Here is a 15130-nt window from a genome sequence, read left to right on the forward strand (position 1 = left end):
TCGCCTGAAATTTCCGAGAGACGGTCTGCCCGCGCGTCAGCGCTCGATCTCTCCGCCGAAGGCTTCCACCAGCATCTGCTTGGTGAAGGGCTTGCTCAGCACCGGGATCTTCGCAAAGCGCCGGTCCTCCAGGAACGACGTGTCGTCGTAGCCACTGGCGAAGATGAAGGGCGTGCCATCGGCCAGCAGCCGCTCGGCGATCGGCAGGCTGGTCTCCACCCCCAGGTTGATGTCCAGCACGGCCATGTCGATGCCGCCCTCGTCCACCCGGCGCAGGCCGGACGAGACGCTGTTGGCCAGGACAACTTCCTTGAAACCGATCTCGCGCAACATGTCCTCGCCATCCATGGCGATGATCACGTTGTCCTCCACCAGAAGAACCCTGCCCTTGCGTGCGTCCACGGCAATCTCCTTCGGTGCGGGAACATCATGAGCCGGGGCCCGGTAACCTTCATCGAGATCGCGCTGGCAGAACCGGGCCGGGATCCGGAAGAAGGCACTGACGCCCGCCTCCTGATAGTCGATCTCCGCCACCCCGTGCAGCTCGTGCGGAACGGAATGCTCGATGATCGTCGAGCCAAAGCCCCGCCGGCTCGGCTTGCCGACCGCAGGGCCGCCGCGCTCCTGCCAGTCAATCAGAACGGAGCCATCTGGGTTCATCTTCCAGGTCACCGAGAGACGGCCCTCCGGGCGGGACAATGCGCCATATTTGGCAGCATTGGTCACCATCTCGTGCATGACGAGAGCGATGGTGGAAAAGGCCTGGGGCTCCAGCATCACCGGGTCACCGGAGAGATCCACCTGATCGCCGATTTCCTCTGAATAGGCTCGGATCTCGTTCTCAAGCAGCAGACGCAGAGGCCCGGGCGACCAGTTGCCCCGGGTGATCTGGTCATGGGCTCGCGCCAGCGCGCCGATGCGGCCATTTACCGTCTCGGTGAAATGCTCCGGCGAGAGCGACATCTGCCGGGTCTTCGACACCACGCCCTGGATGAGGGTGAGAATGTTGCGCACCCGGTGGTTCAGCTCGGCAATCAGCGTGTCCTGCCGCCGGTTGGCCTCCTGCTGCAGGCGATCATTGGCATCGACCGAGCGCAGGATCACCTCCAGCAGCGTCGTGCGCAGGACTTCCGTGATTCGCAGGTCCGAGCGCGTCCAGTGCTCGGACTGGCCGGTCAGCTCTTCCTTCCAGGCCTCGAAGCTCTTGCGCGGCGTCAGGCGTGCGCCATTCGGCCCGTATTCGATCGCCTTCTCCGGCTTGCCGGCCCAGGTGACCGACTGGACCACCTCACCCCGGAAGAAGAGCAGATAGTCGCGCGGGCGACGGGACACGGGGATCGCAAGCACTCCGGGAATACGCAGGGTGAAGTCCGATTCGCCCATCAGGGTGGAGAGCCGGTTGGACGAGAAGACCCGGCTTGCAGCCGACCGGTTGAGCAGCTTGCGCAAGGACTTCACATCCTCCGGCGAGGCCGCGAGCCCCAGGCTCGCATAGTCCTCGTCCACCAGGATCGCGACCCCGTCGCAGCTCACCACCTCCATGAAGGCTTCCAGATAGTCCTTCAGATTGTCGAAGACGGATCCCTCGACACTGACGGAGGCCATCACCCGGTCATGCAGGGCGCGCGCCCGGGCCTCAACCGTCAGCATCTCGTCCTGTTCCCGCTTGGCCACTTCCCGCGAGAACATCTGGGAGAAGAGCTCGGCGGCGGTGCGCCGGTCGAAGCCGATCAGCTTCGGCGCATAATGGTGACAGGCGAACAGGCCCCAGAGCTTTCCATCGACGATGATCGAGATGGACAGCGACGCCTTGACGCCCATGTTGCGCAGATATTCCAGATGGATTTCCGAGACCGAGCGCAGCACGCTGAGAGACAGGTCGATCGGACGGCCGTCATAGCGCAGCGGCGGCTCCAGCCGCGACACCTCGCCGTCCACGTCGGCGATGATGCGGAACTGGTTGCGCAGATAGAGTTGGCGAGCCTGCGGCGGGATGTCATAGGACGGGTAGCGCAACCCGAGGAAACTATCGACCTGCGGACTGCGGGATTCGGCCACCACTTCGCCCGATCCGTCGGGCAGGAAGCGATAGACCATCACCCGGTCGAAATCGGTAACGAAGCGCACCTGTCGAGCGGCCTGCTCCAGGAAGGCCGAGAAGCGGATGTCGGTGCCCAGACGCGACATCATCGAGCGAACGACGGACATGGCGTCCAGTCGGTGCGCATGATGGGTCAGCTCGACCTCAATGATGATGAGATCTTCCGACTTGTGCAGGGCCACGTCGAAGCTGCGCCCGTCGCCAAACACGTCGACGCCAAACATGCGTTCGCCACCATCGGAATACTGAATCCACTGCAACCGCGAGCGCATGTCGTGCAGACTGTCGCGGGAGAAGATGTTGGCCGCCGGAGTGCCGAGCAGGTCATCGGGTGCTTGGCGCGCGAAACGCTCGCAGTTGTCGCTCACATGCGCCAGCAACCAGTCATTCGAGAAGGCAAACAGACACCCGAAAGCCTGAACACCACCGAGAAGGTGGATCGGCTCCCGCTCGCAATTTCCCAGGTCGACGATTTCCATTGAGCCTTTGCCTGTTACGCGGTGTGAGGACTTATCCCGCAGTGGCAGGACGCAAAGCAGTGAAGTGGAGAATCGAGGAGAGGCAGTCGAACTTCGCGCAACACGCATGAAAGTGGCGCATGCGGCCGCGCGATCAAGATAAAGAGACGTCTCGTTCCCCCTCAGAACCGAAACGCATCTGCGAACTCGGAAATATTACCGGTGCGGAAACAGGGATCAAATTAATTTTCCGGATATACATACTATTACGTATTTTTCGAAACGGACCCTGAGGAAAACTTCCTAAGCCCTTGAGGACGCTCAGGCTGAAAAACAGGGAGGGATGATCACAGTCGCAACCCGGGATTGATCCGCCGACGACGGGGCGCCTGCTATGGCCCGGACGCAAGACATTCTGAGCCCCCTAATACGCAGTGCCCCTTGCGTACCAGCGGAAAAAGTGTCTCAGGCAGCCACCCATTTTTCGACTGGAACAATGCGGGCCGGCAGGAGCCCCAGTGTTTCACGCCAGGGCGCAAATGTGAAAAGCCACGCGCCGGCCCTCACACCCGCACGTGGCTTTTTCAAGAAGCGAGAGGTTTGATCCCCGTCAGAGGAAGGCGCGGAAGGCCTTGTGGGCACCGGCGACCATGCCATCGCGATCGGCAAGCGTTGCATCCGCCTCGCTCAGGGCGGCAAGGAAGGTCGGCCAGTAGCGGCACTCGGCCGATTCAGACAGGAAGCGGGAAGCCCGCGTGGCATCGGAAGCGCGTGCCATCATCCGCGCGCCCAGACGGGAGCCTTCCACCACATAGAGCGCACCCCAGATTTCGGCGGGCGACAGGAAGACCAGGTCCTCCGCAGCGGCCTCTGCCGGGATCTCACCAGAGGACCCGCTTGCGAGATCCGCATCGATGAGCGCGGCGCGGCGGCGTTCGGGGAAAGCCGGAAGCACGGCCTCGGCGCCCGACCGCTCGAGCGCGGTTTCGATCCGGCCGAAGCCCTTGCGGAAGAAGCGCAGCAGCCCCGCCACGCCCTCAGCCGTGTGCAGATCGTTGAACTCCGCCTGCTGGTCGACCACGTCGTGAAGGGCGCGAGTTTCGCGGGCCAGATGGAAGCGAATATCGTCGCCCACGGAAGAAACCTTGGTCATGACCCACCAGTCAGTTTAGAATTACTATAATCAAGCCAGATACTTACGGCTTCTTTTCTTATGTGGATCACCCCGCCGCCGTCAAGATGCTGTCGACATCTCAAAGGCCGTGCAGCGCCGTCTCCTTCACCGTGTCCATGGCCACATAGGTACTGGTCGAGGACACATGCGGCAGGGAGGAGATCTTCTCTCCCATCACCCTCCGATACTCGGCGATGTCCCGGGTCCGGACCTTCAGCAGATAATCGTAACCGCCTGCGATCATGTGGCATTCCTCGATCTCGGGCACCTTGGCCACCGCATCGTTGAAGGCCTTCAGCGCCGCCTCGCGCGTGTCCAGCAACCGCGCCTCGACAAAGGCGATGTGACTGCGCCCCAGCTTCGCCGGGGACAGGGTGGCGCGATAGTTGAGGATCACCCCTTCCGTCTCCAGCCGGCGCACCCGCGCCAGCACCGGCGTCTTCGACAGGCCGACCTTTTCGGCCAGCGCCGTCATGGAGATGCGTCCATCGACCGCCAGAATGTTGAGAATCGCATGGTCGATCCGGTCCAGCTCGACAATTTCATTTGGCGTGTCTTTGGCCTGCATTTTAGTCCGATCGTCTGCTCAGAAAATTATTTTGGACGGTTTGAAGTCCAGGGCGAGAGTAGAATAGCGCAAACGCCACAGGAGGCAATACATGCGCGCTGCCCGCGACACCTTCGATGCCATCGACGCCCTCAAGCTGACCGACGAAACCGCCCTGCTGCGCCAGCTGGCCGCGCAGGCCAACCTGACCGCGAGCGATCGCAGCGCCATCGTCGGTGCCGCCGCCGATCTCGTGCGCCGCATCCGCAAGGACGACAGCCTGGGCCTGATGGAGGTCTTCCTCGCCGAATACGGCCTGTCGACGGAAGAAGGCATCGCGCTCATGTGTCTGGCCGAAGCGCTGCTGCGCGTGCCCGATGCGGCCACCATCGACGACCTGATCGAGGACAAGATCGTGCCGCACGACTGGTCCGCTCACCGGGGACACTCCCGCTCGGCGCTGGTCAACAGCTCGACCATCGGCCTCGCCCTCACCTCCAAGGTTCTGGACGGCGAGAAGCCCGGCCTCACCGGTATCGTCCGTGGTGCCGTGAAGCGTCTGGGAGAGCCGGTGATCCGCGCCGCCGTCGCCCAGGGCATGCGAGAGATGGGCCGCCAGTTCGTGCTTGGCGAGACCATCCAGAAGGCCATGGAACGCGCCACCCGCCAGGAGGCCAAGGGCTTCACCTATTCCTATGACATGCTGGGCGAGGCCGCCATGACCCGGGCCGCCGCCGAGTTCTACAAGAAGAGCTATTCCGACACGATCGCGGCGCTGACGCCCGCCTGCACCCGCCCCGACATGCGCGACAATCCGGGCGTCTCGGTCAAGCTCTCCGCCCTGCATCCGCGCTACGAGGTCGCCCAGGAAGAGCGGGTTCTGGCGGAGCTCGTGCCCGTGCTGCGCGATCTGGCCCTGCAGGCCAAGGCCGCCAACATGAACCTGAACGTGGATGCGGAGGAGGCCGACCGGCTGGTCCTGTCGCTTCAGGTGATGGAGCGGGTTCTGGAGGATGAGGGGCTCGCGGGCTGGGACGGCTTCGGCGTGGTGGTCCAGGCCTATTCGCGCCGGGCCGGTGCTGTACTCGACTGGCTCCACGAAACCGCCACCCGCCTCGACCGGCGCATCACCGTGCGCCTCGTCAAGGGCGCCTATTGGGATGCGGAGGTCAAGCATGCGCAGGTGGAAGGCCTGCCCGACTTCCCCGTCTTCACCCGCAAGGCCTATTCGGACGTGAGCTACATTGCCAATGCGCGCAAGCTGCTGGCCATGACCGACCGGATCTATCCGCAATTCGCCACCCACAACGCTCACACCATGGCCGCGGTTCTGCATCTGGCCCGCGACCTGCCGAAGGACTGCTTCGAGTTCCAGCGCCTGCATGGGATGGGCGAGAAGCTGCATGAATTCGTCAAGGGCGACAACGGCACCCGCTGCCGCATCTATGCGCCTGTGGGCGCCCATCGCGACCTGCTGGCCTACCTGGTCCGCCGGCTTCTGGAAAACGGGGCCAACTCCTCCTTCGTCAACCAGATCGTGGACGAGCGCATCGCGCCCGAGAAAGTCGTCGCCTGCCCGCTGACGGAAGCCGAGGCTCTCGGCTTCCAGCCGAGCCCGATCCTCGCCAAGGGGCCGGGCCTCTTCGGAGCCGCGCGCCGCAACTCCCAGGGCCACGACCTGTCCAGCCGCATCACGCTGGCCGAAGTCGACGAGGCACGCCGGCGCACCCGGCCGGATCTCGCCCTCTCCAGCATCGCCGGGCGCCTCAGTGGCACCGTAACCGCGTCGGCACACAACCCGGCAACGGGTGCCACCATCGGCACCGTGAAGATCGCCTCGCCCGAGGATGTCGACGCCGCCCTTGCCGCCGCACGCCCCTGGGATGCGCCGGTGGAAGAGCGGGCGCGCATCCTGAATGCGGCAGCCGATCTCTACGAGGCCGAAACCGCGACCTTCTTCGCCCTTCTGGCGGCAGAAGCCGGCAAGACCCTCGCCGATTGCGTCGGCGAGGTGCGCGAGGCCGTCGACTTCCTGCGCTACTACGCAGCCAATGCGGCAGACCATGAACCGGCGGCGCCGCAAGGCATCTTCACCTGCATCAGCCCCTGGAACTTCCCGCTGGCCATCTTCTCCGGCCAGATCGCAGCCGCCCTTGCGGCCGGAAACGGAGTGCTGGCGAAGCCCGCCGAACAGACGCCGCTGATTGCGACCCATGCGGTCTCCCTGCTCCACCGGGCCGGTGTTCCGGCGCAAGCCCTGCAGCTTCTGATCGGATCCGGCGCCACCGTCGGCGCAGCCCTCACCAGCGACCCGCGCGTCAACGGCGTGGCCTTCACCGGTTCCACGGCGACCGCCCAGCGCATCCGCCGGGCGATGGCGGCCAACATGGCGCCGGATGCCCCGCTGATCGCCGAAACCGGCGGGCTCAACGCCATGATCGTCGACAGCACCGCCCTGCCCGAACAGGCCGCCCGCGATGTCGTGTCCTCCGCCTTCCAATCGGCAGGTCAACGCTGCTCGGCCCTGCGCTGCCTTTATGTGCAGGAAGACATCGCCCCGGCCTTCATCGAGATGCTTCAGGGCGTGATGGATGAACTGGTGCTCGGCGATCCGGCCTTGCTCACCACCGATATCGGTCCGGTGATCGATGACGCGGCGGCCAAGACCATCCGCGACCACATCGCGGTGGCGAGGGCCGAGGGGCGTCTCGTGAAGCAGCTCGACGCTCCCGCCACCGGCACTTTCGTCGGCCCCGCCCTGATCCGGGTCAGCGGCATTGCCGATCTGAAGCGCGAGATCTTCGGTCCGGTGCTGCATGTGGCAACCTTCCGCGCCGAACAGCTGGATGACGTGGTGGCGGCCATCAACGCCACCGGCTACGGCCTGACCTTTGGCCTTCACACCCGCATCACCTCCCGCGTCAAGGCGGTGAGCGAGAAGATGCACGTCGGCAACGTCTATGTGAACCGCAACCAGATCGGCGCCATCGTCGGCAGCCAGCCCTTCGGCGGCGAAGGCCTGTCCGGAACGGGTCCGAAGGCGGGTGGCCCGGCCTATCTGTCCCGCTTCAAGGCCCACCCGGTCGAGAGCGGACTGGCGGAGATGACGGCAGCCAGCGACCGCGCGGCAGATCTCGTCGAACTGCGCAAGCTGCTGGCGACAGCCGATGCGGAGCGCCCGGTGATCAGCGAGGACCTGCCCGGGCCCACCGGTGAAAGCAACCGCCTGTCGCGGATCGCCCGCAAGCCGGTGCTCTGCCTCGGCCCCGGAGAGGCGGCCGCCAACCGCCAGCGCGACCTGATCGTCGCCATGGGCGGCAATGCGGTGGCCGAGGGAGGTCGCCTCGCGCCTCAGGACCTGATCGGACTGGACGGCTTCTCGGCCGTGGTCTGGTGGGGCGATGAAACGCAGGCCCGCGCCTATGCCCAGGCGCTGTCCGAAAGGGACGGTCCCATCCTGCCGCTGATCGCCGGTCAGCCGGACACGGGTCATATCTTCCACGAGCGCCACGTCTGCATCGACACCACCGCAGCCGGCGGCAACGCGGCCCTGCTGGCCCAGTCGGCCCAGATCGCCGGCAAGGCCTGACCGTCGCGCCCTGCGGGAACCCAGAATGAAGAATGCGAAAACCGGACTGGAAAAGTCCGGTTTTTTGCGTTAGAGCGCGAGACACGCTTTGCCCCTGCGGCAAGTGCCCATCGTCTCCGACTTCCCAGCGAATGTGCCGCTCGTGACCTTTCATCCCAACATGAACAGCCGCATCTCCGGCGTCACCGTGCTGGAGGAGCTGCGCTGCCGGGCCTGGCCGGGGGTCATTGCCGACGTGTGGAATGTCTCCTGTGCGGAAGGCGCGGAAGGCCACTATGTGTCTCGTGCGCCCCGGCTCTTCATGATGCTGGAAGGCGACGCCGATCTGCGCCTCAACCTGCGCAGCACAGACAGCGGGCCGGAACATGCGCTGTCTCCCGAGAGGCCGCTATGCTTCATCCCGGCCGAAATGCCAATCTGGTCGCGCATTTCTCCGGGAGGGACGATGCGCCATCTCGATCTGCATCTGGACATGGCCTCCCTGTCGGAGCGGCTCGCCGGACGTCTGGACCGGGTGTCCCTGAACGAGGCTCTGCAGGCTCCGCAATTCTCCCTGACCGATCCGCGTCTTCTGCAAGTCGCCCGGCTCATCGGCCGGGAGACCGCCGATCCAGACGGGCTGGACGATCTTTATGGCGAGAGCCTGGTGACGGCACTTGTCACCCTTCTGGCCCGTCCGAGGCCCGCCGCCCGGGCCCAGCGCGGCAAGCTGCCTGCCCGCCATCTGCGCAAGGTGATGGACCATATCTCCGAGAATGTGGCGCGCAGCATCTCGCTGAAGGAACTGGCGGATCTGGTGGGCCTGTCGCCCTCCTATTTCTCCGAGGCCTTCAAGCAGTCCACCGGTCTTCCGCCCCACCGCTGGCAGATGGCCCGCCGGGTGCAGGAGGCCAAGCGGCTTCTGCGCGACCAGCGCCTGAGCCCCACCGAGGCCGCCCTCGCCGCGGGCTTTGCCGACCAGGCCCATTTCACCCGAGTGTTCCGCCGCTTCGAGGGCACGACGCCCGGCGCCTGGCTGCGCAGCCTCGACGGCTGAACACACGCGGACCGGAACATTTGCCGGAATTTCGTTCAAGAGACCGAAGAAACGAACAAGCCCCGACGGAAAACCTGACTTAATGACTCCGAATTATCTTCATCACCCTTCCGGCCCTTATCCGGAAGGCCACTCTCCCAGACAGACTTCGGGGCATGACACAATGACGAGGGGCATTCTCGCCGCGGCCTTCCTGGCCAGCACCGCGCTCACAGGCCATTCCGCCTTCGCTCAGGACACCACCACCCGCCTGGAGCAGGTGACCGTGGAAACGGCTCCCGGCGACGAAGCCGCAACCGGCGCCGTGGAAGGCTATGTCGCCGACGCCACCCTGACCGGATCGAAAACCGCAACCCCGCTCAACGAGATCCCCCAGTCGGTCTCCGTCGTCGGCGCGGCTGAATTCCGCGAGCGCGGCGCGACCAAGGCTGATGAGGCCCTGCGCTACACCGCCGGCGTCTTCGCCCAGCCCTACGGCGCCGACAGCGACACGGACTGGATCTTCATCCGCGGCTTCGACGCCACCCAGACCGGCGTCTATCTCGACGGCATGCCGCTTTTCTTCAACGGCTATGGCTCCACCCTGGTCGATCCCTTCACGCTGGAACGCATCGAGGTGCTGAAGGGCGCGGCCTCCGTGCTCTATGGTGGCTCCAATCCGGGCGGTCTGGTCAATTACGTGTCGAAAGTGGCCAACGGCAAGCGCATCCGCTCGGTCGAGACCGGCGTCAGCACCGCCGATGAAGGCACCGCCTGGACCGCCTTCGACATCGGTGATGCGATCAACGACGTCGCCTCCTACCGGGTGACCGGACATCTGGAAGGCCAGAAGCAGGACGACGGCTTCGACGACAACTTCAAGGGCGTCATCTCCCCGAGCCTGCGGCTCGACCTGAACGACAGCACGAAGCTCACCCTTCTGGGCAATTACACCGCCGTCGACGAGACCCATATCGCCGGCACCTGGCTGCCCTATGAAGGCACCGTGACCCGCGCCGCCTTCGGCCGCATCGATCCGGACTTCAACGGCAGCGAACCGGGCTCGGACTATTACACCCGCACCCAGTTTTCCTTCGGCTATGACCTGCAGCACGCCTTCGACAATGGCTGGTCCCTGGACCACAAGTCGCGCTTCACCCACGTCAATGTCGGCGAGCAGCAGGTGCTGGGCTACGGCTATTACGCCAGCGCCACCGAGCTTGGACGCGGCACCTTCAAGGAACGCACCAGCGCCGACACTTTCGTCAGCGACACCAGCCTGACCGGAACGCTGGCGACCGGCGCCCTGGACCACACCCTGCTGGCCGGCACCGACTACAAGTTCTACCGCAACCGCAGCGCCTCCGGTTATGGCTCTGCCGGCGCCATCGACGTGCTGAACCCGGTCTATGGCGCCGCCGGCGAGACCTATGCGGTCGGCGCCGACACGGTCCTCGAGCAGCATCAGCTCGGCGCCTATGCGCAGGATCAGATCCGCTTCGGCGGCGGCTTCATCGCCACCTTCAACGGCCGCTATGATCAGGTCTGGACCGACAACAACGGCACCACCTCCACCGATGGCGCCCTGTCCGGCCGCGCCGGCCTCGCCTATGAATTCGCCAACGGCCTGACGCCTTATGTCAGCGTGGCGAGCTTCTTCAACCCGCAGATCGGCACCACCTTTGCCGGCGATGCCTTCGAGCCGGAAACCGGCGTCCAGTACGAGGCCGGACTGAAGTACCAGCCGACCTTCATGAACGCCCTCATCACCGCCTCGGTCTTCGATCTGACCCGCCAGAACGTCCAGACCGACGACCCGGTCAATGCCTGGCAGAAGATCCAGACCGGCGAAGTCCGCTCCCGCGGCATCGAGCTGGAAGCCAAGGGCGAGATCCTCGACAACCTGACGGCGACCGCAGCGTTCACCGCCTACAATCTGGAGATCACCAAGGACACGGTGGCGGCCAATGTGGGCAAGGTTCCGCTTGCGGCGCCCGAGGTCCAGGGCGCGCTCTGGCTGGAATACGGCTTCGACGAGACGCTCTTCGGCGGCGCCCTCGACGGTGTCTCCATCGGTGGCGGCCTGCGCTATGTCGGCAAGACCTTCGCCGACAATGCCAACCTCTACGAAGTGCCGGACGTGACGCTGGTGGATGCCCATCTGGGCTATTCCCGCGACAACTGGGGCGTCGATCTCAACGTCACCAACCTTGCCGACACCACCTATGTGGCCGCCTGCAACACCTCCGCCTACTGCTACTACGGCGAGGGCCGCACCGTGATGCTGCGCGCCCGCGCCACCTGGTAACCCGAACAGGAACAGGGACATCCCATGACCACAGCCAGCGGCCCGGTCGCCAGCCTCACGGACCGGGAGCCCCTGTTCCAGCTCGACGGCATCAGCCTTGAACGTCAGGGGCGGGAGATCCTTCCGCCCCTCACCCTTTCCCTCGAGGCCGGCAGGGTTCACGCCCTCATCGGCCTGAACGGATCGGGCAAGTCCACGCTTCTGAACATTCTGGCTCGCCAGATCCGGCCGGATGCGGGCAGCCTCCACTTTCTCGGGCAGCGCCTGACGGACTATGGCGGGCGCGAGCTGGCCCGGCTGCTCGCCTACATGCCCCAGTTTCCGCCGTCCTCCGATGGCATGCGCGTCCGCGATCTGGTGGCCCTCGGCCGCTTCGCCTGGCACGGCACGCTTGGCCGCTTCAGCCACCGCGACCGGGACAAGGTGGAGGACGCACTTGCCGCGACCGGCCTGACCGCCATGGCAGACCGCGTGGTCGACAGCCTCTCCGGCGGGGAGCGTCAGCGCGCCTGGCTCGCCATGATGATCGCCCAGGACACCCGCTGCCTTCTGCTCGATGAACCGACCTCCGCGCTCGATATTCCCCATCAGGTGGACATGCTCGAATTGCTGCGCGATCTGGCCCGCAGCCGCGACATGAGCGCCGTCGTCGTGCTGCACGACATCAACATGGCCGCCCGGGTTGCCGACCGCATCGTCGCCCTTGAGGCGGGGCGCGTGATTGCCAATGGCACCCCCGACGCGGTGATGCGGGCGGACGTGCTCAGCCGCATCTACCGGGTGGAGATGCACACAATGCCCCACCCGGCGAGCGGCAAGCCGATCGGGTTCCCCGCATGACAGCCGCAGATCCTGACCGCCGCGCGGTTCTGGCCGGCCTGACGGGTGTCCTTGTCAGCGCCGTGGGCGGAAACCTGGCGCTGCTCGCGGGCGCGGCCCATAACCGGGCGATCGCCGCGCCGGCCAGACCGGATAACAGCCCCTGCCTCGCCATTCTCGACTGGGCCCTGCTGGAAACCGTCGTCGCGCTCGACGTGCCCGTCCTGCTTGCCGCCGAACTGCGCCAGTACCGCCGCCTGCCCATCGGACACGACCTTCCCGCCGACACCCTCGACATGGGCCTGCGCGGCGCGCCCAATCTGGAACTTCTGCAGGCCCAGTCCCCCGATCTCATCCTGATTTCCGGCTTCTACGAAGCCATGCGGCCGCAGCTCGAACGCATCGCCCCCGTCCTCTCCCTTGCAACCTATACTCCCGACCGCCCGGCTCTGGATCTGGCGCGCGACGCTGTGACCCGCCTTGGCGCGCTGCTTGACCGGGAAACTCAGGCCCAGGAGCTCCTGTCCGCCCTCGACCACGCGCTTGACGCGGGACGGCAGAAGCTCTCAGATCGGCCGGAGCGCCCCGCCATCGCGGTCAACCTGGGGGACGCGCGGCATCTGCGGGTCTTCGGACCGGAAAGCCTTGTCGGCGGCGTGCTTGCAGGCCTCGGCCGTCCGGGGGCCTGGGAAGGCCCCACCAGCTACTCGGCATCGGCCCCGGTGCCCGTCACCGCGCTCGCCCGGATGCCCGAGGCAGACGTCATCGTGGTCGGCCCGACGCCGGAGGATCTTCGGGCCGCACTCGCCCGCAACCCCGTCTGGCAGGCCCTGCCTCAGGTTCGGGAAGGCCGGATCGTCTGGACCGGCGATCACAACCACTATGGCGGCGTGCCGACCGCCTTGCGCCTTGCTGCGGAGATCACCGACGGGCTGGAGGGGCTCGGCCATGACTGACCGCCTGCCCCTTCACGCCTCCGGCCCTGCGCAAGCCGTCGCAGCAGGCTCCGCCCGCCTTGCGCCGGATCTGTTGCGCCGGCTGCCCGCGATCCTTACCGCCTCCGCCCTGCTCCTCATTGCCCTGCGGCTCCATCTGGGATGGCAGGAGGTCGTGACCTGCAAGACCGCCCCTGATCCTGCGAGCGGCCATGCCTCCGGCGCCTGTTCCCTCGCCCGTCTCACCTTCGCCTCGGCGCTCCTGCCTCGCCTCGCCATAGGGCTGGTGGCCGGGGCCGCGCTCGGCCTGTCGGGCCTGCTGCTCCAGCGGGTGCTGCGCAATCCGCTCGCCGAGCCCGCAACCCTCGGGATCACCGCCGGAGCGCAGCTTGCCCTTGCCATCGCGACCCTGTTCCTGCCCGCCCTCCTGACGCTGGGCCGGGAACCCGTGGCGCTTCTGGGCGGCCTGGGCACCGTCGCCCTGCTTCTGAGCCTGACCTGGCGCAAGGGTCTTGATCCGGTCTCCGTCGTGCTGGGCGGCATGATGCTGACCATGATGGCGGTCGCTGCCAGCGCCGCCCTGATCATCTTCAACGGTGACTATGTCTTCTCTCTCTTCGTCTGGGGCGGCGGGTCACTCGTCCAGCAGGACTGGCAGGCGACAGGGATCCTCGGCACGCTGACCCTTGCCGTTGCCCTTTGCGCCGTCCTCCTGCGCCGCCCGCTGACCCTTCTCTCCCTCGATGACCGGGCCGCCCGCGGGCTTGGCCTTGCGGTCATCACCCTGCGCATCGTGCTGCTGGCCCTGGCCACCGGCCTGGCCTCTGCCGTCACCGCCCATCTCGGGCCCATCGCCTTCATCGGCCTGGGTGGTCCTGCACTCGCCCGGATTGCCGCGACCGGAGGTTCGGGGACCGCATCAGGCACCTCATCCGGCGGTCAGACCCTCTCCGCCCTCGTCATCTCCGCAACCCTGCTGAGCGTGACTGACAGCGCGCTCGCTCTCACCATCGGCCGGGAGTTCGACCGCATTCCCGCTGGGGCCGCCACCGCGCTGCTGGGCGGGCCGCTGCTGCTCTGGGTGTTGCCGCGCCTCTCCATGCTGCGCCCCGGCGAGAGACGGGACACCGGATCCCTCCCGCCCGCGCCCACCGGACCTCTCCAGCAGAGCCCCGCACGGCTCGCCCTTCTGGCTCTCGGCCTTGTCCTGGCCTGTGCGCTGGCGCTCTGCCTCGGCCGCAATGGGCAAGGCTGGCAGCTCGTCACCGGCGCCGATCTCGCAGACATGCTGCCCTGGCGTCTGCCGCGCATCCTGACCGCACTCGCCGGGGGCGCCCTGCTCGCCACCGCCGGAGTGATCCTGCAGAAGCTTTCCGGCAATCCGCTCGCCGGGCCGGAAATCCTTGGGGTTGGCGCGGCCAGCGGCGTCGGCCTGTGCCTGATGCTGCTGATCGTGCCGCTCGCTGGCAGCGAACTACGGCTGGCCGCCAGCACGACAGGCGCTCTGCTGGCGACGCTTCTGATCCTGCGGCTGGCCACCCGCGCCGGGTTCAGCCGCGAGCGCCTGCTTCTGGGCGGCGTCGCGCTCGGGGCCTTCTGCAGCGCGATCCTGTCCGCCGTCATGGCGATGGGCACCCCGGTCTCCTACCAGCTGGTGGCCTGGATGACCGGTTCCACCCAGTCCGCCACCCTCGCCGGAGGGCTGGCCCTGACCGGATCCGCCCTCGGGCTCGTGGCGCTGCTTCTGGGCCTCGGGCGCTGGCTCGATCTCCTCAGTCTGGGCGACCCGCTGGCCCGTTCCCTCGGCCTGCCCCTGCGCCCGGCCCGGCTGACCCTGATCGCGCTTGGCGCCGCGGCCACCGCGCTCGCCACCCTCAGCATCGGACCCTTGAGCTTCATCGGACTGGTCGCCCCGCACCTGGCGCGCCTCGGCGGCTTCGCCCACGGCCGTGCCCACGTCATCGCCAGCACGCTTTGCGGCGGCATGCTTCTCGTGATCTCCGACTGGCTGTCGCGCCAACTGGCCTTCCCCTACCAGCTACCGCTGGGGCTCATCGCCAGCCTTCTGGCCGGGCCCTATCTGCTGTGGCTGCTGGGCAACGGCCGGTCACGATTGCACTGACCCTTCTCGACACGCTCTGCCGCCCTCTCTAGACCAGTCTTTCCGCCAGATCCGGACCTTTG

Annotated in this window: 9 protein-coding genes; 6 read left to right on the forward strand and 3 right to left on the reverse strand. The window is 66.4% G+C overall.

Annotated features, from left to right (window positions below; all coding sequences use genetic code 11):
- Positions 1-36: 36 nt before the first annotated feature.
- The 3 genes from FR728_RS08380 to FR728_RS08390 all read right to left on the reverse strand — a co-directional run bounded on the left by FR728_RS08380 (position 37) and on the right by FR728_RS08390 (position 4301).
- Positions 37-2580, reverse strand: a complete 2544-nt coding sequence (locus tag FR728_RS08380) for an HWE histidine kinase domain-containing protein (protein ID WP_149892093.1) — start codon at positions 2578-2580, stop codon at positions 37-39.
- A 589-nt stretch (positions 2581-3169) separates the two neighbouring features.
- Complete coding sequence (locus tag FR728_RS08385) at positions 3170-3712, reverse strand: biliverdin-producing heme oxygenase (protein ID WP_149892094.1); 543 nt, start codon at positions 3710-3712, stop codon at positions 3170-3172.
- A 100-nt stretch (positions 3713-3812) separates the two neighbouring features.
- Positions 3813-4301: an Lrp/AsnC family transcriptional regulator gene (locus FR728_RS08390; protein WP_149892095.1), complete on the reverse strand. Its 489-nt coding sequence runs from the start codon at positions 4299-4301 to the stop codon at positions 3813-3815.
- A gap of 91 nt (positions 4302-4392) precedes the next feature.
- Between FR728_RS08390 and putA the strand changes: the two genes are divergently transcribed.
- The 6 genes from putA (at position 4393) to fhuB (ending at position 15068) form a co-directional block, all read left to right on the forward strand.
- Entirely contained in the window at positions 4393-7869 is a 3477-nt protein-coding gene (gene putA, locus FR728_RS08395) for a bifunctional proline dehydrogenase/L-glutamate gamma-semialdehyde dehydrogenase PutA (RefSeq protein ID WP_149892096.1), read from the forward strand.
- A gap of 142 nt (positions 7870-8011) precedes the next feature.
- Complete coding sequence (locus FR728_RS08400; RefSeq protein ID WP_149892097.1) at positions 8012-8905, forward strand: helix-turn-helix domain-containing protein; 894 nt, start codon at positions 8012-8014, stop codon at positions 8903-8905.
- A 163-nt stretch (positions 8906-9068) separates the two neighbouring features.
- On the forward strand, positions 9069-11192 hold the full coding sequence (locus FR728_RS08405) for a TonB-dependent siderophore receptor (protein ID WP_149892098.1): 2124 nt from the start codon (positions 9069-9071) through the stop codon (positions 11190-11192).
- 24 nt (positions 11193-11216) lie between these two features.
- Positions 11217-12032 (forward strand): ABC transporter ATP-binding protein, encoded by an 816-nt coding sequence (locus tag FR728_RS08410; RefSeq protein WP_149892099.1) that lies wholly within the window; start codon positions 11217-11219, stop codon positions 12030-12032.
- The gene (locus tag FR728_RS08415; protein ID WP_149892100.1) at positions 12029-12967 is read left to right on the forward strand and encodes an ABC transporter substrate-binding protein; all 939 of its coding nucleotides are present in this window, start codon (positions 12029-12031) and stop codon (positions 12965-12967) included. The genes FR728_RS08410 and FR728_RS08415 overlap by 4 nt, the downstream gene beginning before the upstream one ends.
- Positions 12960-15068 (forward strand): Fe(3+)-hydroxamate ABC transporter permease FhuB, encoded by a 2109-nt coding sequence (fhuB, locus tag FR728_RS08420; RefSeq protein ID WP_188318820.1) that lies wholly within the window; start codon positions 12960-12962, stop codon positions 15066-15068. Before FR728_RS08415 ends, fhuB begins: the two co-directional genes overlap by 8 nt.
- The last annotated feature ends 62 nt before the right edge of the window (positions 15069-15130 follow it).

Source organism: Roseibium aestuarii (assembly GCF_008477545.1).
Taxonomy (GTDB): Bacteria; Pseudomonadota; Alphaproteobacteria; order Rhizobiales; family Stappiaceae; genus Roseibium; species Roseibium aestuarii.

Excerpts from the sequence above, each read along its gene's own strand:
- FR728_RS08385 (WP_149892094.1), bottom strand. The coding sequence starts at position 3,712 with ATGACCAAGGTTTCTTCCGTGGGCGACGATATTCGCTTCCATCTGGCC.
- FR728_RS08415 (WP_149892100.1), top strand. The coding sequence starts at position 12,029 with ATGACAGCCGCAGATCCTGACCGCCGCGCGGTTCTGGCCGGCCTGACG.
- fhuB (WP_188318820.1), top strand. The coding sequence starts at position 12,960 with ATGACTGACCGCCTGCCCCTTCACGCCTCCGGCCCTGCGCAAGCCGTC.
- putA (WP_149892096.1), top strand. The coding sequence starts at position 4,393 with ATGCGCGCTGCCCGCGACACCTTCGATGCCATCGACGCCCTCAAGCTG.
- FR728_RS08390 (WP_149892095.1), bottom strand. The coding sequence starts at position 4,301 with ATGCAGGCCAAAGACACGCCAAATGAAATTGTCGAGCTGGACCGGATC.
- FR728_RS08380 (WP_149892093.1), bottom strand. The coding sequence starts at position 2,580 with ATGGAAATCGTCGACCTGGGAAATTGCGAGCGGGAGCCGATCCACCTT.
- FR728_RS08410 (WP_149892099.1), top strand. The coding sequence starts at position 11,217 with ATGACCACAGCCAGCGGCCCGGTCGCCAGCCTCACGGACCGGGAGCCC.
- FR728_RS08405 (WP_149892098.1), top strand. The coding sequence starts at position 9,069 with ATGACGAGGGGCATTCTCGCCGCGGCCTTCCTGGCCAGCACCGCGCTC.